Origin of the sequence: Fibrobacter sp. UWEL, assembly GCF_900142535.1 — a bacterium.
Classification (GTDB): domain Bacteria; phylum Fibrobacterota; class Fibrobacteria; order Fibrobacterales; family Fibrobacteraceae; genus Fibrobacter.
This window is the reverse complement of the sequence record NZ_FRBE01000019.1, coordinates 12,991-36,469: the sequence shown is the minus strand read 5'-3', so window position 1 is coordinate 36,469 and position 23,479 is coordinate 12,991. Positions and strand designations below refer to the sequence as shown.

General features: G+C 50.2%; 16 protein-coding genes. 6 read left to right on the top strand and 10 right to left on the bottom strand.

Translation table 11 applies throughout. The annotated features are described in order from the left end of the window. Positions 1-169: 169 nt before the first annotated feature. A complete protein-coding gene (locus tag BUB59_RS15040) occupies positions 170-6,055 on the bottom strand; it encodes an InlB B-repeat-containing protein (RefSeq protein WP_159433368.1) in 5,886 nt (1,961 codons plus the stop codon). 281 nt (positions 6,056-6,336) lie between these two features. Between BUB59_RS15040 and BUB59_RS11645 the strand changes: the two genes are divergently transcribed. The 3 genes from BUB59_RS11645 (at position 6,337) to BUB59_RS11635 (ending at position 8,659) form a co-directional block, all read left to right on the top strand. Further along, positions 6,337-6,921 (top strand): porin family protein, encoded by a 585-nt coding sequence (locus BUB59_RS11645; protein ID WP_073230160.1) that lies wholly within the window; start codon positions 6,337-6,339, stop codon positions 6,919-6,921. A gap of 52 nt (positions 6,922-6,973) precedes the next feature. Further along, the gene (locus tag BUB59_RS11640) at positions 6,974-7,723 is read left to right on the top strand and encodes a hypothetical protein (RefSeq protein ID WP_073230158.1); all 750 of its coding nucleotides are present in this window, start codon (positions 6,974-6,976) and stop codon (positions 7,721-7,723) included. 99 nt (positions 7,724-7,822) lie between these two features. Continuing rightward, positions 7,823-8,659 (top strand): hypothetical protein, encoded by an 837-nt coding sequence (locus BUB59_RS11635; protein ID WP_073230156.1) that lies wholly within the window; start codon positions 7,823-7,825, stop codon positions 8,657-8,659. Positions 8,660-8,779: 120 nt separating this feature from the next. On the opposite strand, the gene BUB59_RS11630 is transcribed toward BUB59_RS11635, so the two are convergent. The 9 genes from BUB59_RS11630 to BUB59_RS11590 all read right to left on the bottom strand — a co-directional run bounded on the left by BUB59_RS11630 (position 8,780) and on the right by BUB59_RS11590 (position 18,282). Then, the gene (locus tag BUB59_RS11630; RefSeq protein ID WP_073230154.1) at positions 8,780-10,579 is read right to left on the bottom strand and encodes an extracellular solute-binding protein; all 1,800 of its coding nucleotides are present in this window, start codon (positions 10,577-10,579) and stop codon (positions 8,780-8,782) included. 92 nt (positions 10,580-10,671) lie between these two features. Beyond that, entirely contained in the window at positions 10,672-11,493 is an 822-nt protein-coding gene (gene rnc, locus BUB59_RS11625; protein WP_073230151.1) for a ribonuclease III, read from the bottom strand. A 214-nt stretch (positions 11,494-11,707) separates the two neighbouring features. Beyond that, complete coding sequence (acpP, locus tag BUB59_RS11620; protein WP_073230149.1) at positions 11,708-11,947, bottom strand: acyl carrier protein; 240 nt, start codon at positions 11,945-11,947, stop codon at positions 11,708-11,710. A gap of 53 nt (positions 11,948-12,000) precedes the next feature. Then, positions 12,001-12,741, bottom strand: coding sequence for a 3-oxoacyl-[acyl-carrier-protein] reductase (gene fabG, locus BUB59_RS11615; protein WP_073230147.1), 741 nt, complete (start codon positions 12,739-12,741; stop codon positions 12,001-12,003). Positions 12,742-12,760: 19 nt separating this feature from the next. Next, positions 12,761-13,681, bottom strand: a complete 921-nt coding sequence (gene fabD / locus BUB59_RS11610; protein WP_073230145.1) for an ACP S-malonyltransferase — start codon at positions 13,679-13,681, stop codon at positions 12,761-12,763. Between the two features lie 270 nt (positions 13,682-13,951). Further along, entirely contained in the window at positions 13,952-14,944 is a 993-nt protein-coding gene (gene plsX / locus BUB59_RS11605; RefSeq protein WP_073230143.1) for a phosphate acyltransferase PlsX, read from the bottom strand. Between the two features lie 103 nt (positions 14,945-15,047). Beyond that, positions 15,048-15,233, bottom strand: coding sequence for a 50S ribosomal protein L32 (gene rpmF / locus BUB59_RS11600; protein WP_073230141.1), 186 nt, complete (start codon positions 15,231-15,233; stop codon positions 15,048-15,050). 17 nt (positions 15,234-15,250) lie between these two features. Further along, on the bottom strand, positions 15,251-15,778 hold the full coding sequence (locus BUB59_RS11595) for a YceD family protein (protein ID WP_073230139.1): 528 nt from the start codon (positions 15,776-15,778) through the stop codon (positions 15,251-15,253). Positions 15,779-15,807: 29 nt separating this feature from the next. Next, positions 15,808-18,282, bottom strand: a complete 2,475-nt coding sequence (locus tag BUB59_RS11590; RefSeq protein WP_073230137.1) for an ATP-binding protein — start codon at positions 18,280-18,282, stop codon at positions 15,808-15,810. A gap of 164 nt (positions 18,283-18,446) precedes the next feature. Between BUB59_RS11590 and BUB59_RS11585 the strand changes: the two genes are divergently transcribed. From BUB59_RS11585 to BUB59_RS11575, 3 genes are read left to right on the top strand one after another with little or no spacing between them, the layout of a single operon-like run. Next, on the top strand, positions 18,447-19,583 hold the full coding sequence (locus BUB59_RS11585) for a glycosyltransferase (RefSeq protein WP_073230134.1): 1,137 nt from the start codon (positions 18,447-18,449) through the stop codon (positions 19,581-19,583). A 3-nt stretch (positions 19,584-19,586) separates the two neighbouring features. Then, positions 19,587-22,076 (top strand): DNA topoisomerase III, encoded by a 2,490-nt coding sequence (locus BUB59_RS11580; RefSeq protein ID WP_073230132.1) that lies wholly within the window; start codon positions 19,587-19,589, stop codon positions 22,074-22,076. Beyond that, positions 22,076-23,374 carry a glycoside hydrolase family 3 N-terminal domain-containing protein gene (locus tag BUB59_RS11575; RefSeq protein ID WP_083540303.1) on the top strand — a complete coding sequence of 433 codons (1,299 nt, stop codon included), beginning with the start codon at positions 22,076-22,078 and terminating at the stop codon, positions 23,372-23,374. Before BUB59_RS11580 ends, BUB59_RS11575 begins: the two co-directional genes overlap by 1 nt. Positions 23,375-23,479: the final 105 nt, after the last annotated feature.

Here is a 23,479-nt window from a genome sequence, read left to right as displayed (position 1 = left end):
GTAAACTTTTATTCCCAATGTGGGGATTTTAATAGCAATTTAACTATTTGTAAGAAAATTTTAAAGTATTCGGCAGAGTTCTATGGTGTTTTTTCGCGGGTGAATTTCATATGAAAAAGCCGCCCTTTCGGACGGCTTTCTTGGAAATTCAATTCCCTACTATTTTGGTTTACTTAACCATGACCTTTGCGGAGGCCATCTGGCTGCCGATCTTCATCTGGATGAAGTAGAGACCAGACTGGGGAACCTTCAGGTTCAGGCTATTGGTGCCTGCGGTTGCCTTGAAGCTGCCGGAAGCAATCTTCTTGCCGTTCACAGCAACCAGGGCGTAGCTTGCATTTGCGCCAGCCAGGCTTTCGGGAGCATCGAAGCCGATCTGGAGGCCATCGGCAACCTGAGCCACAGCAAAGCCGGTCAGCTTGTTGGAAGCAAGAGTTGCGGCAGGTGCCACACGGACAGTAGCCACGGTAGAATTCTTGGTCAGAGCAACCTTGACGGGGCTTCCGGCCTTCACTTCCTGAGTCTTGCCATTGATGGTCACGGTCATGGCAAGTCCAGCCTGATTCAGGGCTTCCACGCCATCGAAGGAGAGTTCAGCGTCTCTAGCAGTTGCTGCAGAAAGCTTCATATCCCATTCGTATTCGTCAGCAACAGCCTTCACGCTCTTGGAAAGCTTATTCTTTCCGTCCATAATGGCCAGGCGGATGTAATCGCCCATACCCATGGGAGCCTTATCCAGAGTTTCTTCCTGGGAGCCTGCGCCAATCATGTTCCAGGAGTCAGCCTTTCCAGAACGATCCTTCAGCACGGCAAGCACGCTCCAGTTCTTGGCGGAAGCCTTGCGAGCGGCGCCCTTACGAAGAGCGGCAACCTTCTGGGCAGAAGTCAAGTTCTTTTCTTCTGCGCCGAAGTAAGGAGTTGCATCCACAGTGACACGAGTCGGACGCTTGACCTGGACCCATACGGCTTCGTAGGGTTTCAGTTCAGTTGCAAGGTCATAGGCGCCAGTTTCGGCATTCCAGCTACGGACCTGAAGCACGTCTTCATTCTTCAGCACACCATTGAGGCTAACGGACCAGCCAGTAGGATTGGAAACCATGTTCCAACCAGAGTAGAGGCTATCCAGCTTCCATTCGAATTCAGAAGTAGCAACACCTTCGCGGAGAGCAATGGACTTACCCACGGAGGAGCCATACCAGAAGCCACGAGCAGATTCAAATTCGCCACCATCAAAGGCGCGATACTGCCAGTAGTCGCCAATAGCATTGCCTTCATCCCACCAGTAGATGCTCGTGCTAGAAGCAAGCTTTGTCAGATCCTTTGCATCAGCCAGAGAAATCATGTTCCAGCTCTTGGGAGCTACTGCGATTTCGGAAGCAACTTCAAACGTTTCTGCCTTTGAGGAAGCAGTCTTCACACCATTGGTAACCACCAGCTTCACGGAATTCTTACCCACAGGAGCCGGAGCGATTACAAAGGTATTTTCAACGCGTTCAGTTTCCAGGGAGTCTGCAATCGGATACTTCTTGGATTTACCCTTTTCATCAACCAGAACTGCATAGACTTCGGTCTTGCGAGCCACATTGCTCAGGTCTACAGCGTAAGTCAGAAGAACTGCGTTACCAGACTGCTTCAGAGATTTCATCATTGTCACAGATACATCTTCAGCAACAACAATTTCTTCGCTGGAGCTAGATTCCGGCTGTTCGATTGCGGAACTGCTAGAACTGGATTCCGGTTCAGAGGAACTGCTGGAAGCCACAATTTCACGTTCAGTAAACTGAGCCTTATAAGTTACAGGGGCCGTCAGATTCGTGGTAAATTCTTCATCCCAGCCGGTAAACTCATAAGTGAACTTTTCAGTTGCATCACGGGAAACAATCTTTGTTCCAACCACTTCCTTAACGTTGGTGCCATAAGGCAGCCAGGAAGTTTCGACGTCACCATCGGAAATCACATAGGTAACCAGGATGCTTGCGTCAGCAGTGATCGTCGTAGCCTGAGTAATCACGGCAGAAGTGTCCTTCCAGGAATTCAGTCGAACGCCTTCTTCAGCTTTGTATTCAGGCGGAGTAACCTTTTCACCGTACTTCACGGAAGCAGTTCCAAGGTCCCCTCCATTGTAATCCTTGAAGGTTACAACATATTCGTTCACAACGGAGTCAAACTTAGCCACATAGGTAATAGAGTCTGTCAGGACATCAAACTCCTGATTCCAGCCTTTAAAGATATAAGTGTACTTTTCCGTAGCCGGACGGGATGCGGTCTGTTCACCAACGTCAGTCATGTCGGATCCGTTGGGAACCCAGACTTCCTTCTCCGTCTCGCCGACAACGTAGATCACCTTAAAGCTGACTTCAGCAGTAATGGTCGTTGTCTGGGTGATTACAGCAGATGTATCCTTCCAGGATTTCAGCTTTACGCCATCCTTTGCGTTATAGACAGGAGGAGTAACCTTTTCGCCATACTTCACCAGAGTTTCGCCAAGAGGAGAGCCATCGTAATCCAGGAAGGTTACAGTGTATTCGTTCACAACGGAATCGAACTGAGCCACATAGGTAATGGAATCCGTCAGGACATCAAATGCATTATCCCAGCCAGTAAAGATATAAGTGTACTTTTCCGTAGCCGGACGGGATGCAGATTTTTCCCCAGCATCCTTCATGTTCGTACCGTTGGGCAGCCAGGTTTCCTTTTCTTCCCCAGCCACGACATACTTTACCTTGAAGCTCACATCAGCAGTGATTGTTGTCGGCTTGGTAATAACAACGGAAGTATCCTTCCAGGAATTTAGCTTTACGCCATCCCTACCCACATAGGGAATAGGTTCAGCCTTCATGCCATACTTCACCAGAGTTTCGCCAAGAGGAGAGCCATCGTAATCCAGGAAGGCTACAGTGTATTCCTTTCTTGTAGAATCATATACTGCATTAAACACCAAGTCCTTTGCAGGCATGGTAGCGAACACTTCGTCATTATCGGCCTTCCATTCCTTAAAGATATAAGTCATAGAATCATTTCCGGCCATAGTTCCTGCAGCAGGCAAATTAATTTCAGAGCCATACTTCACACCAATAGAACTATATGCTTCAGAGCCGTCCTGATTCATGAATGATACGGTATAAGTGATCGGTTTATACGCAGGACGAATTTCCAAGTCACTCTTAACACTCTCATATTCGTCAGTATCCCATCCAGCAAACTCCATGCCTTCCATGACATCGATGTATTCAGCATAGTCATCCTTATTGGGGGGGTATTCATAGGAACCATAGGGAACATTCTCATGAGAGACTAGCATCCATGTGAAGTCCTTTGTATACTTGTTATATCCAAAGAACGTAACCGTAAATGTCTGCTTGTTCAATACAGCATGTACATTCATGTCAGAGGTAACGTTTGTCAGATATTCAGCCTTATCCCATCCTACAAAAGTATACCCTTCAACAACAGGATTTTCCGGAAGATCAACAGCTTCTCCCTCAGCCGGGAATCTCTTTGCATAGCTAGTAGTTTCCTCATCATCAAGGTAGAATGTGACAGTATAGGTAGTCACATTGGTAACGGGCTTATCATTTTTACCCACAAGGAACGGCATTCCATCGTTGGAACCTGTTTCATAGTCCCATACATAGGGATCTTCCCTTGTACCGCTCAAGGGATCGTTCATCAACTTTGCAAAGCTCTTGCTTTGCATTTCAGAAGCCAAAGCGGTACCATTCTTGTTAGCATTTTCACCATAGGTGCTGGTCTCTCCATTGCGAATGGTGTAGGAAATACTTTCCTGAGTCGTCCAATCCGTAATTTCAGAGCCAATACTGCTTATATCGCTTTGGGTCAGGAAACCGAAAGCATCCACATCAGTGTCGGAACCAAAGTGATAGTTGGAAATGAACTTGTAGCTAGAGCCTAGACGACCTAAGCCCAGCAAATAGCCTACCTTAGTGAGGGTTCCGCTACCATTTACCACAATGTCACCCACCGTGCTGGTTTTCTGGATAACCATTTCAGCAACAGTATTTTCATAACGACCCACAAGGCCACCTACAAACAGGGAGTCGCCAACAAACTTGGATTCAGCCTGAACATTGATATTGCCATAAATGCTGATTTTTTCAGCATTGTTGATTTCTCGGCAATAGCCGCAAAGACCACCCAGACGAACACCCTTCTTCACGGATCCAGCAGGAGCTGATTCAGCCTTGGCACTATATGTAATCAGGTCACCTCTTTTAGAAGTTTCGGGATTCTTAGCGGAAACAGAAATATCCTTAAAACCAATGGGTTTGCCACCACTAGCTCCAAGATACAGACCAACAACACCACCTGCATAGATTTCGTTTAAGCTATCCTCCACGGCAATGCTCCCCGTAAAGGACAATACAGAAAGATTAATTCCCTTATTGTCACCTACATTCATGGAGCCAACAATACCACCTACAAACAGGGTATCATTAGTGGTCTTAATCTTGGAAACAATCTTTACAGAGGAAGTATCTTCCTTGAGAGCCTTGGCTTCCGCAGCAAAGCATGCAGCACCAGCAATGCCTCCCATGTAGGCCTTGGCATGAAGCCCCGACACAGCTACATCAGAACCAGCCAATTCCATAGAGCCCTTGGATACGGACTTTTCGATAGCCAGATAATCCTTGTCAGTAGCAGCACTTGTACAATTGCTACTGAAGCCCAGGATACCACCTGCAAAATAGCGATAGTTTCCAGCAGTAGTCAAGGAATCCTTAAGGGTAATATCAGCAACACTACGAGCAATATTGAGCTTTGTTTGGGAAACCACAGAATCGCGTCCCACCAAGCCGCCAATCGCAATATCATCCAAAGAAGAAGCATTGCCAATTTCGCCGGTAAAGGAGCTGTTTTCCAGTTTCAGAGTGCAAGTATCAGCAGCAATCTGCGAATTGTTCACATAAAGGATGGAAGAATAACCAACGATGCCGCCCATGGCGCTACCGCCAGAAATGTTGGTTTTTTCGTTATCTTTGCTAATTACGTGAATGCCAGTATAGGTATCCAGGCTAGCGAATATCATACCTACAGCGCCACCCAAGGCAGAGCGATGACCAGTCGCATGATCTTGAACAGTCACCAAGGCGGTATCAGCTTTCAAGGAAGCGTCGGCTTTGACCGCATTACTACGGGTAGATACACCCGCAATACCACCCAAGAACACACCATAAGGAGTTGCAAGATCAATCGTGCTGGATCCAGCGTAACCTGTGGTAATAGGCAGAGAGTTAGTAATGGAAACATTTTCTGTAGCACGAGAATTTGCCACGGTAGCATTAGACACCAAACCAACGATACCACCAGCAAAGGGTGCGTCAATAGAGACGTTGGAAACGGCAATGGAACCTACATTGGCGGAATCAATCACACCAGCCAAAGTTCCTACCGGGTAGTAATCCTTACCGTCCTTGCTAGTACCCTTAACGGCAATTTTTACCCCGTCGAAGTTAATATTGAGATAATTACCCTTTTTGATTTCAGAGATAAATCCCACTGCTCCGGTCATTTTGTCGGTTTCGTAGCAGAGATTCTTAATGGTATAGCCGTTACCCTTAATTCCCTTATCCACCACGGTCGGCAGAGGCTTATGAGGATTGACGCACTTTCCATCCTCATCAAAACCGGCCAAATCCAGATTGGAGCCAAGATTAAGATCCGTAATACTCCAAACACCCTGAGCGTCAATCCAGCTCGTCTTCAACAGAGAATAAAGATTTTTCGGAGTATCCTTAGCAGAAGCGGTACACCAACCAGACTTCAGCTCAGCTCCAGTCTTGCCATTGGTAACACCCATCGTATACCCAACCCCGTAGCCGGTGTTAGGATAAGGATTGGTATAAGCATAAGTAGTTAAGGTTTCTCCTAGAACGGAAACCTTTTGCGAGGCTACATTACAGGAATTAGCATCCTGAGTCAAATAATAAACACCACCGACAGAAATGAGATTGTAATATCCACTTCCGTTAACAGCGGATGCTGCACCGGCCAAGAGCAGCAGGGAAGCCCCAATAGTAGACAATCTTAATTTCATAGTATTCCTCATGGAAACAATTTTTTACAAAATAAAGATATGCTTTTTTCCGCAATTTATCACGTGACGAACGTCAAATGATATTCCATTGTGACATGGAACAACCCCAAAAGCCCCCTGCAACCCGCACAATTCCAAACAAATCGCCAATCCATTGAATATCAACAAGTTAGCAGGTTTGAATAATATCACATTTTTGTAACAAATACCTTGCAACCTGCAGGAACTAATATTAAATTGTAAACAGAACTTTAAATATCAACCATCCATCAAGGAAAATTATGTTCAAGAAGATCCTTATCGCAGCCCTCATGGTTGCAAGCTTCTCTTTCGCACAGATTAACTTTGGCGTACACGCCGCTGCAAATATGAGCACCCTTTGGGGTGACGATGCTGAAAACGCTGAAACAGGCATTGGTTTCAGTGCAGGCCTTGGCATGAAGATTTCCCTTCCCCTGTTGCCCATCACCGTAGCACCGGAAGTATTGATCGATATGCGTAACATGACCGACGATAACGACGCAACTCTCACCGAATGGGCATTGGAAGTTCCCGTTCTGGTCCGTCTCTCTCTCCTCCCCATCCTCTATGTGGAAGCAGGTCCCACCTTCGCACTCAACCTGAGCGTTTCTGGAGAAGACGATGATGGCAACGAAGTTGAATTCAACGACGACTACTTCAATACTTTTGAATTCGGCCTGGCATTCGGCGTTGGTACCGGCATCGTTCCCTTCGTAGACATCGACTTCCGCGTGAACCTGGGTCTTACCAACATGGTTGCCGACATCGAGAACCCTCTTGGCAAGGACGTCGAAGTTAACGCAAAGAACCTCCAGTTCGCTCTGGGCGCAACCTACTGGTTCTAATTTTACCAAATCCCTCAGAATTTTAATCCCAACATCTAAGGAGACATAAAAAATGATTAAGAAAATCGCACTTGCAGGCGCTCTCGCAGCAACCGCATCTTTCGCAACTTGGGACAAGTTCCCCGTTCTCGAAGCAAACAAGGGCCAGGCCAAGGTTGGCGTGAACTACATGATGCAGGGCGACTGGAGTGGCCTCGACATCTATGCAGGCGCTCGCTACACTGTCGTTCAGGGCTTGGAACTGGGCTTGAAGATTCCGTACCGCGTTATGTCCGACTATGATGGCAACGATGGCGCTGATGGCCTCCGTAACCTTCCGCTTATGGTTCGCTACCAGTTCATGCCCACCATGAACGCATTCGCCGACTTCATTCTCCCTGTTGGCGAAGAAGAAATTGACGGCGACGGCCTCGGCATCCACGCTGGTGTGCAGTTCTCTACCGGTCTCAACCAGATGATCTCCCTCGGTTCTGAAGCTGGCTTCAAGTTTGAAACCGAAGGCGACGACAAGTATACTCCGGCTTACGAAGTAAATGTTGGCGCAGAATTGGATTTCGCAGTTATGCCGCAGCTGACCCCGTACGTTGGCCTTGATGCAAACATCAAGGTTACCGATACTGAAGCCGGCAATATTGAATTCGATGATTCCGGCGATCTGGGCCTCTGGATCTACGTTGGTGCTGGCTACGCAGCTACCGAACAGATCGGTCTTGACCTTTCCTTCGGTTTCGGCGTAGGTGAAGACTACTACGGTAAGGACACTCCGATGTCCATCGACTTCAACGCTTCCTTCAAGTTCTAACAATTACAGAACTTAAGAAACGTAAGTTTTACAAGAAGCACTCGGCAATAGCCGGGTGCTTTTTCTAATTTGTTGGCATTGGAATTTATGGAGATTCATATGCTCAAGAAAATCGCAATTGCAGCAGCAATGGCTGCCACCGCATCTTTTGCAACCTGGGATTACTATCCCGTACAGGACGCAGGCAAGGCTTCCTTCAAGGGCGGCATTTATTATGACGCCGACGATGACTGGAGCCAGATGGGACTTAAGATTGGCGCACGTTTCAGCGTTATCAAGGGTCTGGAAATCTCCCTGCAGAATTTCGGTTACCAGTTCTGGGGCGAAACCGATTGCAGCGGCTGTGCCAACGGAGGCAACGGCCTGACGGACATGACCCTCGGGGTTCGTTTTGAAGTGGCCCCCATGGTAACCGCATTCCTGGACATCAACCTCCCCACCGGCAACGACGACTACGACGGCGTGGGCACCACCCGACCCACCAACGACGAACTTTCCCTCTATGGCGGTGCACAGTTCTCTCTGCCCACCGGTGTGCAGGGTTTTCAATTTGGCGTGGAAGGAGGTCTCTACTGGGGATTTGAACACGACAACCATGAACGCGGTCTGGACATCCATATGGGTGCAGAAGCCCGCTATGAAATTCCTACTGTAAAGGGTCTTGCTCCTTATCTGGGCCTCAAGATGAAGTATCGTCTGACCGAAAGTGAATACGAGAACGATCGTGACTCCCATGACTACGGCTATGACGATAACGGCACCACCCAGTTTAACCTGTGGCTGGGCGCCCAGTACGCCATTAACCCCATGATTACCGTGAAGGCACACCTGATCTTCCGTAACGAAGATTACGAAGGCGCCAACAACGACGGCAACATCCATCGTATGGACGGCGAAGCCACCGGCCTTTACATGGGCTGCGAATTATTTTTATAATGACGTAGGGGGGGGGCACCCCAAGACCCCCGAAAAAAAAGGACGAGCCTTCACAAGTCTTTGACTTGTTTAGCTCGTCCTTTTTCTATTTGAGGGGTGCTAAAGCACCTCCTCAAAGGATTATTTAATATCATAGGCGGGAATGGGCAGGTTTGAGCCTTCCTTCATGGCCTTGTCGAGGGCTGCGGACTTGGCGGGATCCAACCACCAGTAAACAGGGATGGCATCTTCGCGGTTGAAATTGTCCAGCACCTTTTCGGGCATGCCGTAGCGGTTCCAGTACAGGATGCGATGATGATCGCACTGCCACATGAGAACGTAGGGAACGATTTCAGAAAGGCGGTTATCCAGAGCCTTCAGGATTTCGTTGCGTTTGGCCAGATCGAATTCGGTCTTCTGCAAGTTAATGAGGCTATCCACCACAGCATCCTGGAGACCACTCAAGTTGTTGGTTCCCTTCTGGAGGGCAGTTTCAGAGGACCAGCTGGCTTCCGGATCGCGGAGACGGCCAGCGCCCCAGTTCACCCAGTAGAGGTCAAAGTCAGCATCGTCCAAACGCTTGCGGAGAGTGCTCTGGCTCATCTTTTCGATGGTAGCCACCACGCCCACCTTCTTCAAGTCTTCCTGGAAGAGAGTCAGGTGACGGAGGTCTTCACTGCTGGTGATGAAGTTAATCTTGAAAGGTTTGCCATCCTTTTCCAGAACGCCTTCGGCATTGACTTTATAGCCAGCTTCAGCAAAGAGGGCGCGTGCCTGGTCCGGATTGTAACTGTACATGGTTGCCGTCGGGTTGGTATTATTCGGCCACAGATCCGGATAGTAGCTGTTCTGCAGGAAGTACTGACCATACATGTACTTTTCGTTCATGGCTTCGCGATTCAGCAAGTAGTTCAAAGCCTTACGGACGCGAACATCCTGATATTCCGGCTTGCGCAGGTTAATCGCCATACCCTGGAACCCGATGGGTTCCTTGTTATAAATGCGCTGCTTGACGGCCCAACCCTTCTGGACGGCATCAAAATCAGTCTGCTTCATCCAGATGCTGCTGGTATAAATGGCGTAGGCGTTAAAGTCCTGCTTCTTGAAAGCTTCCAGAGCCTTGGTCTGGTCGTTCATGAAGCGGTAACGAATCTTCTGGAAGTTGTACTTACCGCGGTTCCAGTTCTTCTTGAATCCCCACCAGTCTGCACGGCGGGCCAATTCCACGTAACGATCTTCACGGAATGTCTTGATCTTGTAGGGTCCGCTGACCACAGGGAATTCGTAACGGATCTGGTTAAAGTCCTTGCCCTGCCAAACGTGCTTGGGGAAAGCCAGCATGCCGGCAGCTTCCCAGAAGTTACCCCAGTGAGTTTCCTTCGCCACCATCTTGATGGTCTGGGCATCGACCACTTCCGGACGGTCAAAGCGGGAGAGCCCCACCTTGAAAATGGGCGTGAGGTTCTTTTCGTCCATGATGACATCGTAGTAGAACTGGACGTCTTCGGCGGTGACGGGCTTGCCATCACTCCACTTGGCGCGAGCATCCACATGGAAGGTAAAGGTCCTGCCATCCTCCCCCACGGTCCAGCTGTCAGCCAGGACGCCCACTTCACGGTCTTCCGTGGTGTGGAGGGAAACCAGAGGTTCGTACATCATGCCCATGAGTTCTGCGGAGAAACTGTTGTAGTCTTCCCACATGTTAAAGGACTTAGGCATGGCGGAGCCCCACAAGGTAATGGAACCGCAGGGGCGAGCATCCTTGGAGGCAATGGGGTCAAATTCGCCGGTAGCTTCGGGATCATCAGCAAGAGCCGGGCAATCCGCTTCGGAAACGGAGGCACCCTTTTTCTTAGATTCCTTGGAATCGTTGCAAGCAGCCAGACCAAAAGCAAGAGTTGCTACGGCAACCAGGCCAATCACATTCTTATACATCTTCATAATCAGTCTCAAATAAAAACGTTTTCGCCAAAAGATCCTTCGACTACGAACCTTCGGTTCTTCGCTCAGGATGACATAGTCAGGCTAAACAATTAAGGAAGTCCAGCGTGGCGAGCTGCGGGTTTAACCTTTGCGGGAGCGGGTTTGTTTGCTTCTTCGGCAGCGGCAGCGGCGTCTTCGGCCAGGAGCATTTCCAGGCTTACGCGGGCAGCTTCCTGTTCTGCGGTCTTCTTGTTGGGACCTGCACCGCGGCCATAAGTCTTATCGTTGATATGGACTTCCGTGGTGAATTCCTTCTGGTGTTCCGGACCGGTCTCACCAATGAGGACATACTCCGGAGAAGTACGGCGCTTGCCCTGCAAGTATTCCAGAAGGGCGCTCTTGTGGTTCACGAAATCGTTTGCCACAATAATGTCCTTGATGCGGGGGAAGTGGAACTTATTCAGGATGGCACGAACTTCTTCCAGACCGCCATCCAGATACACAGCCCCGAGAACTGCTTCGTAGGCATCCGCCAGGATGGTTTCCTTACCGCGACCGGACATTTTCATCTCGGCCTTGCCGATGCGGATGTATTCGTCCAGGTCCCATTCCTTACTGGACTGGGCGCAGGCATGACCCGATACAATGGCACTCTTGCGCTTGGACAGGTCACCTTCGGGGTCGTTGGGATAGTTTCGGTACAGATACTCGGTGGTCAACATGTTGAGCACGGAGTCGCCCAGGAATTCCAGACGTTCGTTGTTATTCTCGTAGGGCAAATCCTTGCCCATAAGGAATGAACGGTGGACCAGAGCGTGAGCCAGAAGTTCCGGATCTCTGAATCTGTACCCAAGCTTTGCCTCAAGCCCGCCTTCGGACTTCTGGCGAAACCAGAGCTTTAAAACCTTATGCAATAAGTTTTCGTTTTCCAAATTTGTCTCCTATGAGTCAGCAGGAACATCCCGCTTGTGATTATAAAGGAAAGTTAAAAAATATGCGTCACTGGATCCTTCACTTCGTTCAGGATGACGTCTTAAAAAAACAGCCAGATTCCCGGTCAAGCCGGGAATGACATCTAAAAAATAAAACGGCCCCGGTTAGCACCAGGGACCGTTTTCAATTCCTCAAAATCGGGAAGCTTAAAAATTAAGCCTTCTTGGATTCGATGAAGGCAACAACGTCGGAAACCTTCTGGAACTTTTCTGCATCGGAGTCGAGGATTTCGACTTCGAATTCGTCTTCGAGAGCCATAACCAGTTCGACGCGGTCGAGAGAGTCAGCGCCGAGGTCGTTGCTGAATTCGGATTCAGGCTTCACATCTTCAGCCTTGACTTCCAGCTTGGCAACGATAACGTCGGTTACCTTCTTAAAAATTTCTTCGTTCATTGTATACTCCATTTTTGGATTAAGTGTTTGTGTTAAAATTTAATAAAAAATCCTTAAGCGTTCAAGCCCCCGTCAACGCCCAATACCTGTCCGGTAATGTAGGATGCGTCGTCGGATGCCAGGAATGCTACAGCCTTAGCCACGTCTTCCGGGTTGCCAATGCGCTGCAGGGGGATAGATGCGGCGTACTTTTCCTTAGTTGCGTCGTCCATCTTGGCGGTCATGTCGGTGCCGATAAAGCCAGGAGCCACTGCGTTCACGGTAATGCCGCGGGAAGCGAATTCCATAGCGTTGGACTTGGTCATACCGATAACGCCAGCCTTAGCACCGGCATAGTTGGCCTGACCAGCCTGACCGCGGATTGCGTTAATGCTGGTAATGTTCACGATACGGCCGGTACGCTTGCCCATCATGGTGCGAGCTACGGCGCGAGTGCAGAGGAACACGGAGCGGAGGTTGGTCTGGATGACAGCGTCGAAGTCTTCGTCCTTCATGCGCATCAGGAGACCGTCGCGGGTAATGCCGGCGTTGTTCACCAGGATGTCCACGGTACCCATGTCAGCAATGATCTGCTTGAAAACTTCCTGAACAGTTTCGGAGTTGCCCACGTCGCAAGCATAGCTCTTGACCTGCACACCCAGTTCGGCGGAGAGCTTGGCAGCCAGTTCTTCCTTGACGGAAGTGGAGAGGATTGCCACATCGGCACCCTGGCTAGCCAGTTCAGTTGCAATAGCCAGACCGATACCACGGGAGGCACCAGTGACAATAGCCTTCTTACCAGTTAATTTACCCATAATTTGTTCCCTCTGTTAATTAGGCCTTGAGAGCCTGAAATGCTTCGATAGTTTCTACCGGAGTGACCTTCACGTCGCGGCTGATCTTGCGCATGAGGCCCATGAGGACCTTGCCGGAACCCACTTCGACGCCCTGAGTAACACCCAGGGAAATAGCCTTGTTCATGCAGTCGTTCCAACGGACCGGAGATACCAGCTGGCGAACCAGCAGGTCTGCGATTTCCTTGCCGGAGGTGACAGGTTCGGCAATCACGTTAGCGATGACCGGCTTAGCCACATCGTTGAAGGTAGTCTTTGCAATAGCTTCTGCCAGACCCGGCTGAGCGAACTGCATCAGCGGAGAGTGGAAAGCACCGGACACTGCCAGAGGAATAGCCTTGATACCAGCAGCGGCGCAGTTTTCCACCAGCTTTGCAACGCCTTCCTGAGCGCCAGACACAACGATCTGACCCGGGCAGTTGATGTTTGCAGGAACCACGACGCCAGCATCCTTGACGGCTTCGCAAAGTTCCAGAATTTTGTTTTCTTCCTGGCCCATGATAGCGGCCATGGCACCCGGGTTCTTGGAACCAGCGGAAGCCATCAGTTCGCCACGAGTGCGAACCAGGCGGAGACCGTCGGCGAAGCTGAATCCGCCGGCAGCGTAGATAGCAGAGTATTCACCCAGGGAGTGACCTGCCACGTAATCAAATTCAAAGCCTTCTGCCTTGAGGATTTCCATGACCATTGCGGACACGGTGAAGAGAGCGGGCTGAGTATTGTCAGTGCTCTTGAGGACATCTTCCGGACCTTCAGCCATCAGCTTGGACAGAGAGAAGCCGAGGATTTCGTCTGCTTCCTGCATGATCTTCTTAGCAGGTTCAAAAGTAGAAGCGAGGGTCTGGCCCATACCGACGTACTGTGCGCCCTGGCCAGGGAAGAGAAGAATAGTCTTGGACATTGTTATTCCTTAGTGTAAACAATTGTTCGTTTTTAATCGGTACAAACTTACAAAAATATTAGCGGACTTAAAAGACCAAAGGGTAAAAACCTACTTACAAAAAGATAACGAAAGACTTACACCGAAGGACAAACGTAACTTATTGAGAATCAACAAGATAGCACGGTCCGGAATTTTGAAGGGACATGAAAAAAGACAGGATTTTGGTCCTGTCTTTTGCAAACTCGAATTGCTAGATCCCCGGTCAAGCCGGGGATGACAAAAAAGTTTTTATGCCTGAGCGGGAGCTTCGGCGGCTTCGTCCTTGATTTCGGCGAGACGTGCGTTCACGTTCTTAGCCACACCGAGGCGAGCATACTTAGCGGCAACTTCCACAGCCTTTTCGATAGCCAGAGCGTCGGAACGGCCGTGAGCGATAATGCCAGTACCATTGAGGCCCAGGAGCAGAGCGCCACCGGTCATGCGGTAGTCCCACATGTTATCGAAGTTGCGACCAGCTTCGGTATCGATGGAACCGAACATCTTGTGGTGCATTTCGTAGAAGCCTTCGATCATCTTGAGGATGACGTTACCGGTAAAGCCGGAGGTCACAGCCACGTCGGCCTTGGACATGATCAGGTCTTCACCTTCGATGTTACCGATGAAGTTCACGGGAGCGTTCTTGAGGAGCTGATAGGTTTCCTGGAGAACTGCGGGGCCCTTGTGTTCTTCTTCGCCCATGTTCACCAAGCCAACCTTCGGCTTTTCGCGACCGAAGTAGGTTTCAGCAAATGCAGAACCAGCGATGGCGAAGTCAACCAGAACGGAAGCGCGTTCGTCAACGTTAGCACCAGCGTCCACGAGAACGATGGGCTTTTCGGCGGTGGGAATCACGCAACCGATAGGCGGACGAGCGAATTTGTCTGTAGTCTTACCCAAGAGCATAAGGCAGCTAGCCATCATGGCGCCGGAGTTACCAGCACTGACGGATGCGTCTACCAGACCCTTCTTCTGGAGGGCAACGCAAGTGACCAGACCAGAGTTGGGCTTCTTCTTGAGGACCATGACAGGATGTTCATCCATGGCAACCGGCTCCGGTGCATCGACCACGGAAATACCGGTACCGGTATAACCGCGCTTGGCGAGACCAGCCTTGACCTCGGCCTCAGGTCCGCACAAAACGATGTGCAGATCGGCATCCTTGTTGGCAGCGTTAATAGCGCCATCGATCACAACGTCGGGAGCAAAATCGCCACCCAGAGCATCCAAAGCTACTTTAACCATGGTAGACTTCCTTATACAACAAAACTTTTGACCACGAGGGTCTTATCAAACAAAAAAGGTAAGCTCCGGGTACACCAGAGCTTACCTTAATATAGTCTAAAAATTAGGCTTCTGCCTTCATGTCGACAACTTCTACACCATTGTAGAAACCGCAAACCGGGCAAACGCGATGCGGACGCTTCACGGAACCGCAATGATCGCAAGTAGCCATAGCGGGCACTTCCATCTTCCAGTGGGTACGACGCTTGTCACGACGAGCGGTGGAAGTTTTTCTTTTAGGTACAGCCATTTTTAACTCCTGTTATTCTAGTTGCCCTTGGACATTTTGTCTTTGAGGGCCTTGAGTTTGTCCCAGCGGGGATCCGTCGGCTTTTCGCCAGCTTCATCCTCTGCCGGATTGTTGTTTGTTACAAAGATAAAATCTTCGTCAGGATTTTTCACGGGTGCTTGGGGTTCCTGAAGCAAAATAAGCTCACGAACGCACTCGGAAACATCTACGAAGTACTGCCCCTGGGGGATCTTGTAGGCATAGACGTCAACGTCTTCCTCGTCAAGTTCCTGTTTTGCAATCTGAATTCGTTCAACTTCGACCACGATTTCAGTGGAGAAGGGTCGGTCAAACGGTTCCAGAGAGCGGGAGCAGGTTAGCGTCTGCACGCCGGAGATCGTACCAGTCACAAGCCACTTGTTGTCGCCTTCGGGGCTAACCAGCACCTGAGCTACCAGATCGCCCTTTAGGTGCAGTTCGTCGAAGAGTTCAGGGGCATCGGCATGGGACCAGACCACCTGGCGGTCTTCGGGTTCAGAAAGTGTTTGTGCAATATCGATTCTCAAAGTAGCGCAAATTTAGTAAAACGTGAACTTTAGGTCAACGATTGCTGGACCTTTTTATAGACCAGTTCGGGGGGCAGATAATGCAAAATCATCTTTTCCAACTGGGCCCCACGTATGGGTTTTGCCAGAATGTCGTCAAAACCGGCAGCCAGGTACATTTCCTTGGCTCCCACCACGGCATTGGCGGTTAGGGCAACAATTCTTGCGGTGGCGGACTTATTTTCGGTCATTTCATGGAGGCGTCTTACGGTTTCCATGCCATCCATTTCCGGCATCATGTGATCCATAAAGATGATGTCGTAGCGGTTGGTTTCCACCTTGTTCAGACATTCCTGGCCACTCATAACGGTGTCGATCTGCATTCTGGAATGCTTCAGCAGGCCCTTCACCACCATGAGGTTCATCTTGTTGTCATCCACCACCAGGATTCTAGCCTGGGGCGCCTCGAAACTTTCGCGGTACACGTCCGCCTGCTTTTCCTTGCCTTCCAGCTGTTTCTGGAGGTTTCCTATGGGAGTCGCGTCCACCACGTCCTGAACCAGACGGAAGCTAAAGTCAGAACCTTCCCCGTAGTTGCTTTCCAGTTCCAGGGAGGAGCCCATCAGTTCCAATAGCCTGAGGGTAATGGATAGACCAAGCCCGGTGCCCTGAATACTGCGGTTGCGGGACTCATCCACACGGCGGAAAGATTCAAACAGACGCTGGCGGTCTTCTTCCCGAACGCCAATACCCGTATCCTTGACGGACACGTAAAGAATGCACTTCGGGCCTTCTACCTCGCTCCTTACCGTCAGGGTGACGGAGCCCTTGTGGGTATACTTGATGGCATTGGACAGAAGGTTGGAGATAATCTGACGAATACGGACGTCATCGCCCCGCAATACGGAAGGCACATTTTCCATGATGTCCGTTTTTAATTCCAGGCCTTTTTCCACCACACGGGGATTAAACATGGTGACCAGGTCGTTAATCATGGAAGAGGGCTTATAGTCCGCAGGAATAATATCCATCTTGCCGTTTTCAATTTTGGAGAAGTCCAGCACATCGTTAACGAGGGACAATAGCATATTGCCGGCCTGCTTGATGTTGCGGGCGTATTCTGCAGTTTCTTCGGCAGATGCCCCACGAAGAATCATCTCGTCCAGACCCAGAATGGCATTGATGGGAGTACGGATTTCGTGGCTCATGTTGGCAAGAAAATCACCCTTGGCCTTGTTGGCGATTTCCGCCTCACGCTGAAGCTTTTTCTGTTCCCTGTAAGACTTTTCCAGAGCATTTTGTTCATCGTAATAAATGTTCTTTTGATACACGACCGTCACCACCACGGTAAGTCCCACCACAAAGGCAGATCCCATAGTACTGATGTAGGAGTCCAGGAGATTGGTAAAGGTGTAGACATGCTGCGGGCAGTAATAACCAAAGATATAGCAAGCCCCGTCCAGCAGGGACGCAGCCCCCATGGCAATCAGCATTCTACGGCCCTTCAGGGCAAAGGCGATATAGAAGAACTCGTAGACAAACCAGATATTTACGCCACTGTGAATGCCACCGGAAAAGAGCCAAATGGTAGGCATGGCAATCAGGATACCCGCCACCAAAATCCAGAGGCCCAGTTCTTCGTGGCCATTCCGTCTTGCCACAAAGGAAGCGCCAATCATGCCAATGATAACACCACCTACCGTTAGAATTCCCACATAGTCTACGGAGGCCGCAAGACAAATCAGCAAGCCCAGGAGGGACCCGATAATTCCCGTAATCATGAACATGAGATTCATACGTTTTTCCAGAGGAACACTGTGATCGTACATGAAGCTCACGGGAGTGAATATGCAGGTGGACCAGTAAAATACAATGGCCGCAAAGCTACAGGCGAGGGCGGAGTAATCCATTCTCTGTCCGCCGAAAAAATCCGGGAAAATGAAGGTGGCAAGATTCAGGAGGATGACCGCAAAGATGGACGCCGCCACATAACCGTACCTGCGCTTGAAACCATCAGAAACGATGGACCACTTACGTACGAGAAGTATCAGGGACAGCACCACCAGGGAGCTGCTGAAAACCACATGATAATAGAACGGGGCGTGAATGACCAGACGGAACTTGTTGTACAATGGGCTAGGAACAAAACCCGTCCAGATTTCCAAGAAAGGATTTATTAAAAAACCTACGGAATCAATGGCGGCAAGGGCAATGAGAGCAAAAGCCGCAGCACGATAAACCGTCGATTTTTTCAGTTCCACCAGGTTCGCCACAAAGCACGTCATGAACAGAAGCATCACGTCCATGCCTATATAGTAGGCGCTGGTAAGCCAGGAGAATAAGGTTTCGTGGGAAACGCAAATGCGGAGGAGATAGACAAATACCAGATAACCACAGCCAAAGCTGGTAAAGGCAAGCTTTTTACCGAGGAACCCGCCCTTGCGGATGGCCATTATGGAAATGACAACATCCATAAGCCCTAAAATCAGGGATGCAGCAACAAATACAATCAAAAACACGGACACTAGATAAAACCTCTATCCTGAACAGTACCTTGTTTTCCGCAAAAACCCATCCAAAACGTAATAAAAAAGAAACATTTCTGCGGATAAAATCCCGATTACACCCTTAATTTAGGAGAGGCTCCGCATTATTAAAATTGGTTTTATATCTATTTTTGCGGCGGATTATGGTATTCACTACGGTCACATACGTTGTTATCGGGCTGTTGTCAGCGTTCTGTCTGTTCTACGCCTACCTGGAGTTTAGGTTCTTCAGGGCGTTGGGAACCGTACGTAAGGGCAACTCCGACGTAGAGCAACCACCTAAGGTAAGTATCCTGATTGCCGCCCGTAACGAAGAGGCTGGCATTCGGGAGACTCTGGATTCCGTGATGCAGCAGGATTACCGCGGATTCTGGGAAGTCTGGGTAGCGGATGACCGCAGTACGGACAGCACCCCCAAGATTTTGGAAGAATACAAGGCCAAGTATCCGGAAAAATTCAATGTTCTGACCATCAAGGAAATTCCGGAAGGAGCTAGCCCCAAGAAATTCGCCCTGAGTCAGATGATTGAAGCCTGTAACGGCGAAATTCTCTGCCTGACGGATGCAGACTGCATTGTGAAGCCCACCTGGATTACAGGCATCGTGGCAGAATTCGAGCCGGGTATCGAGCTGGTGGCAGGTCATTCCTACATTCCTACCGTGAAAGGCAAGTCCAGCGTGCTGATTTGCATGCAGGCGGTGGAGACTCTTATATATAGAGTGGCGGGAACGGCAGGACTTGCCATGCACCTCCCCCTGACCAGCACCGGAAACAACCTGGCTTACCGCAAGAGTTTCTTCAAGAGCGTGAAGGGTTTCGAAGGCGTCCTCAAGATTCAGAGTGGAGACGACGACCTCTTGATGCAGAAGCTGGCAGCGGACCGTCCCTGGGCCATGCGCTACTGCATTTCCGAAAGCACGTTCGTGACCACCAACGGCAAGGAAACATTGAAAGAACTTTGGGAACAGCGCAAGCGCTGGGCCTCCAAGACCGTCTATTACACACCGAAAATTGTATTCGTGCTGAGTATGGTATTCCTGTTCCTGCTCATGCAGTGTGTTGCGGCGGCACTTTCCCCCTTTAGCTTTACTGTTTTTGCGGCCACTGCGATAACATTCGTGATCAAGTGTGCCGGCGACCTGATTTTAATACTCCGAGGGTTACGTGTATTTAGGCAGGAACACCTGATCAAGTGGTGCATTCCTGTGGAATTCATACACGCCCCTTTTACAGTCCTTGCCGTTATTTTCGGCGTGCTGGGACGCTTTAAATGGAAGTAAGATATGGCAACTGCAAAGACCACACCCAAGACTTTGATTATTGCAGAAAAACCTAGCGTAGCCCTGGACCTGGTGAAGGTCCTTGGCCAGAAGAACTTTACCAAGGGCAACGGCGTCTACGAAAGCGACACGACCATCGTGAGCCACGCCATCGGCCACCTGGTGGAAATTGCCGATCCCAAGGAAATCGACGAACGCTATAAGAAGTGGGAAATGAGCACGCTGCCTATGCTGCCGGAAAAATTTCCCCTTTCCGCAAACCCGCAGACCAAGAGCCAGCTTTCCATACTCAGCAAGTTGATCAAGCGCAAGGATGTGACGACCCTGGTGAACGCATGCGATGCGGGCCGCGAAGGTGAACTGATTTTCTTCTACATCCTGGACTACGTCCTGAAGGGTAAGCTTGCGGGCAAGACCATCAAGCGTCTGTGGATGCAGAGTATGACTCCTGCGGCAATCCAGGAAGCTTTTGACAATATGCGCGACGGCGCCGACATGGAAAACCTGAAGGCAGCGGCCATTTGCCGTAGTGAAGCCGACTGGCTCATTGGCATGAACGGTAGCCGCGGCCTGACCGCTTACAACAGCTCCATGGGCGGTTTCCAGATTACACCCTGCGGTCGAGTGCAGACCCCGACGCTGGCCATCATTGTGAACCGCGAGGAAGAACGCCATCAGTTCGTACCCAAGAAGTTCTGGACCATTGACGCCGACTTCGACAATGACGGAAACAACTACCAGGGTAAGTGGTTCACGCCCAACGGGGACAGCAAGCAAAAGCAGATTTTTGACGAAAAGACGGTTCAGGACATTCTGAAAAAATGCAAGGGCAAGACAGGCTCCATCGAAGAGACTACCGCCCCCAGTTTCCAGAAATGCGGCCAGCTCTATGACCTGACCACCCTCCAGCGAGAAGCCAACAACCGTTTCGGCTTTAGCGCAAAGACCACCCTTTCTATCGCACAGGCACTGTACGAACGCCATAAGGCAACCACCTATCCTCGTACTGACAGTCGCTGCCTGCCGGAAGACTACGTTGGCCCTGTGAAGACTACCCTAGGAAAGATTACCGGAAGTCTCAGTACCTTCGCGCAGACCGCCCTGAATAACAACTGGGTGGTGAAGACTCCTAAGGTTTTCGACAACAAGAAGATTTCCGACCACTTTGCCATTATCCCTACAGGCGTGATGCCCACGGACCTGAGCGAAGCCGAACAGAAAGTGTTTAACATGATCTGCCAGCGCTTTATCGCAGTGTTCTTCCCGCCTGCAAAGTACCTGAACACCACCCGCATTACCACCGTAGAAGGCGAAACCTTCATTACGGAAGGTAAGATCCTGGTGGAACCGGGCTTTAAGGCCGTATACGGCAAGGATGCTGACGACGAAGCCAATATCCCGCAGCTGAAGGGCGATAAGGCAAAGGCTGTCGAAGTCACCTCCAAGGAAGACTTTACCAAGCCTCCTGCACACTACACCGAAAGCACCCTCCTTTCCATGATGGAAAGTGCAGGTAAGCTGGTGGAAGATGAAGAACTCCGCGACGCCATGAAGGAACGTGGCCTCGGCACCCCTGCTACCCGCGCCGCCATTATTGAAAAGCTTGTAACGGACAAGTACGTGGTCCGCGACGGCAAGGACATGATCGCCACAGCCAAGGCATTCGACCTGATCAAGGTGCTGAAGGCCATGGACATCGAAGCTCTCACTAGCCCGGAACTGACCGGCGAGTGGGAATACAAGATGGAACAAATTGAAAAGGGCAAGGAAACCCGCGAAAACTTCATGAATGGCATTGTGGAAATGACCCGCACCATGGTGAAGAACATCAAGGGATTCAAGGAAGAAAGCACTACCGGCGAAGCAAGCTTTAGCCCGGTGAACGGCAAGAAGGTTTTCGAGACCGTCAGCCGTTACACTACCGAAGACGGCATTGTCATCCGCAAGATGGTTGGCGGCAAGCGTCTTTCCAATGAAGAAATTGTAGAACTTCTTACCAATCGCAAGATTGGACCTCTCACGGGGTTCCGTAGCAAGAAGGGCGCTGAATTCTCCGCGGTTGTGATCATCAACGACCAGAATAAAATCGAGTTCGTCTTCGACGACAACAAGGAAGGCGCTGAAATCGAATTGGGACAGCAGGTAGGCAACTCCCCGCTGGACAATTCCGCCGTGTACGAAACCATGACGGGTTACGTCAGCGACAGTTACGTGAAGAAGGAACCTAGCGGTTTGCAGCTTCCCAAGATTCTTTTGGGTAAGGAAATCCCGCTGGAACAAATCCAGAAGATGCTAACTGGCACGGACGTAAAGACAGACCTGATCAAGGGTTTCCGCAGCAACAAGACTCACCGCTCCTTTGACGCCTTCCTGTACATCGACAAGAAGGGCAAGCTGAAGTTCGATTTCCCGCCCAGGGAATTCAAGCCTCGCCGCTGGGGAGCCAAGAAGACATCCGCTGATAAGGGCGCCGCTGAAGATTACGTTCCGTAATGAATCTTAGAGCAACTGTTACATTGGTGTTTGGAATGTTCTGCGCAGGACTTGCGCAGGATTCTTCTGCTACGCAGGAAGTTGCAATTCCTACTGCTCTGGATAGCGCCGTTATGCAGGTGCAGCCTGATACTGCAGGCTCTCCAGAGTCAACCGCCAGCACGGAAGAATCCGCGGTCAGCGAATCCGTCGAGGGGAATAACGTCGCGGAAAATAACGTCGCGGCCACTGCGGATTGCAACGAGGCAGAAACGCCTTACAACCTTCCCTGCGAGCTGATGCCCTTATGGAATTCCATGACCATCAAGCAGAAGGCTGCCCAGATGGTGATGGTCTACATGACCCCTGCCGACTTTATGCTGAAGCACGAATTTGGCGGCTACCTGGTGATGAAAAACCACTTGAAGGATCTGGAAAAGTTCAAGAAGAACATTGAGACCGTCAATCGTGAAATGAAGATTCCTCCCGTAGTTGCCGTAGACCAGGAAGGCGGCCGCGTGAATCGAATCGGAAACATCGATCCTAAGTGGGAACGTACCCCTAGCGCAAAAGCCATGCGCAAGATGAGCGAAGATTCCATTCGAAATATCGCAGCACAAATTGGGCAGGAGCTTCACAAGCTGGGTATCAACATGAACCTGGCTCCGGTACTGGACCCGTCCAAAGACAGCCGCGGGAAGCAGTCCTTTATGGAAGAGTCCCACAGGTCCTGGGGTTTTGATACCACAAATGCACCTAAGGTTAGAGCCTTCGTGCAGGGCATGCGAGAAAGCGGAATCATTTGCGTGTCCAAGCATTTCCCGGGATATGACTCCTGGACCAATAGCGACCACCAGATTGCCATTAGTGCCACTCCCAAGAAAAGCATTTCCAAGAACATTGCTTTTTTCAAGACGTTGGCCAATGATATTCCCGTCACCATGATGAGTAGCGTGCGATTTGTCCGCGTGTCCAATCGTCCTGCGGTGTTTGAACCGCAAATCGTGAAGCGCGCCCGCATGATGTCTCCCGAAACCGTAATCCTGACAGATGACTTGTGGGGCGTTTCCCTGCGAGCTTGGATTAGCGGGACGGAACGAGTGAAGGGAAAGAATTATCCGGCTAAAGACTTCAAGAAACTGGTACAGACGGCGCTTACCTCTGGAAATGACATGTTCATGACCACCTTCCCCAAGAAGGGTGTGGATATGATCAACTATTTATCTGTGATGGCGCTGCAGAATGCGAAGTACCGCAAGCGGGTGGAGGAATCCTGCGCTCGCATCCTCAAGATGAAGCATAAAGCAGGTTTAATATGATGCAAGGGGGCCGGGCCCCCTTTTTTGTTTGTGGGACGCTAAAGCGTCTCCACAAAATATATCTAGATATGCAGGCAGGAAGTATTTGGATGCAAGGGGCTCTGC

Excerpts from the sequence above, each read along its gene's own strand:
- BUB59_RS15040 (WP_159433368.1), bottom strand. The coding sequence starts at position 6,055 with ATGAAATTAAGATTGTCTACTATTGGGGCTTCCCTGCTGCTCTTGGCC.
- BUB59_RS11645 (WP_073230160.1), top strand. The coding sequence starts at position 6,337 with ATGTTCAAGAAGATCCTTATCGCAGCCCTCATGGTTGCAAGCTTCTCT.
- BUB59_RS11640 (WP_073230158.1), top strand. The coding sequence starts at position 6,974 with ATGATTAAGAAAATCGCACTTGCAGGCGCTCTCGCAGCAACCGCATCT.
- BUB59_RS11635 (WP_073230156.1), top strand. The coding sequence starts at position 7,823 with ATGCTCAAGAAAATCGCAATTGCAGCAGCAATGGCTGCCACCGCATCT.
- BUB59_RS11630 (WP_073230154.1), bottom strand. The coding sequence starts at position 10,579 with ATGAAGATGTATAAGAATGTGATTGGCCTGGTTGCCGTAGCAACTCTT.
- acpP (WP_073230149.1), bottom strand. The coding sequence starts at position 11,947 with ATGAACGAAGAAATTTTTAAGAAGGTAACCGACGTTATCGTTGCCAAG.
- fabG (WP_073230147.1), bottom strand. The coding sequence starts at position 12,741 with ATGGGTAAATTAACTGGTAAGAAGGCTATTGTCACTGGTGCCTCCCGT.
- fabD (WP_073230145.1), bottom strand. The coding sequence starts at position 13,681 with ATGTCCAAGACTATTCTTCTCTTCCCTGGCCAGGGCGCACAGTACGTC.
- plsX (WP_073230143.1), bottom strand. The coding sequence starts at position 14,944 with ATGGTTAAAGTAGCTTTGGATGCTCTGGGTGGCGATTTTGCTCCCGAC.
- rpmF (WP_073230141.1), bottom strand. The coding sequence starts at position 15,233 with ATGGCTGTACCTAAAAGAAAAACTTCCACCGCTCGTCGTGACAAGCGT.
- BUB59_RS11585 (WP_073230134.1), top strand. The coding sequence starts at position 18,447 with ATGGTATTCACTACGGTCACATACGTTGTTATCGGGCTGTTGTCAGCG.
- BUB59_RS11580 (WP_073230132.1), top strand. The coding sequence starts at position 19,587 with ATGGCAACTGCAAAGACCACACCCAAGACTTTGATTATTGCAGAAAAA.
- BUB59_RS11575 (WP_083540303.1), top strand. The coding sequence starts at position 22,076 with ATGAATCTTAGAGCAACTGTTACATTGGTGTTTGGAATGTTCTGCGCA.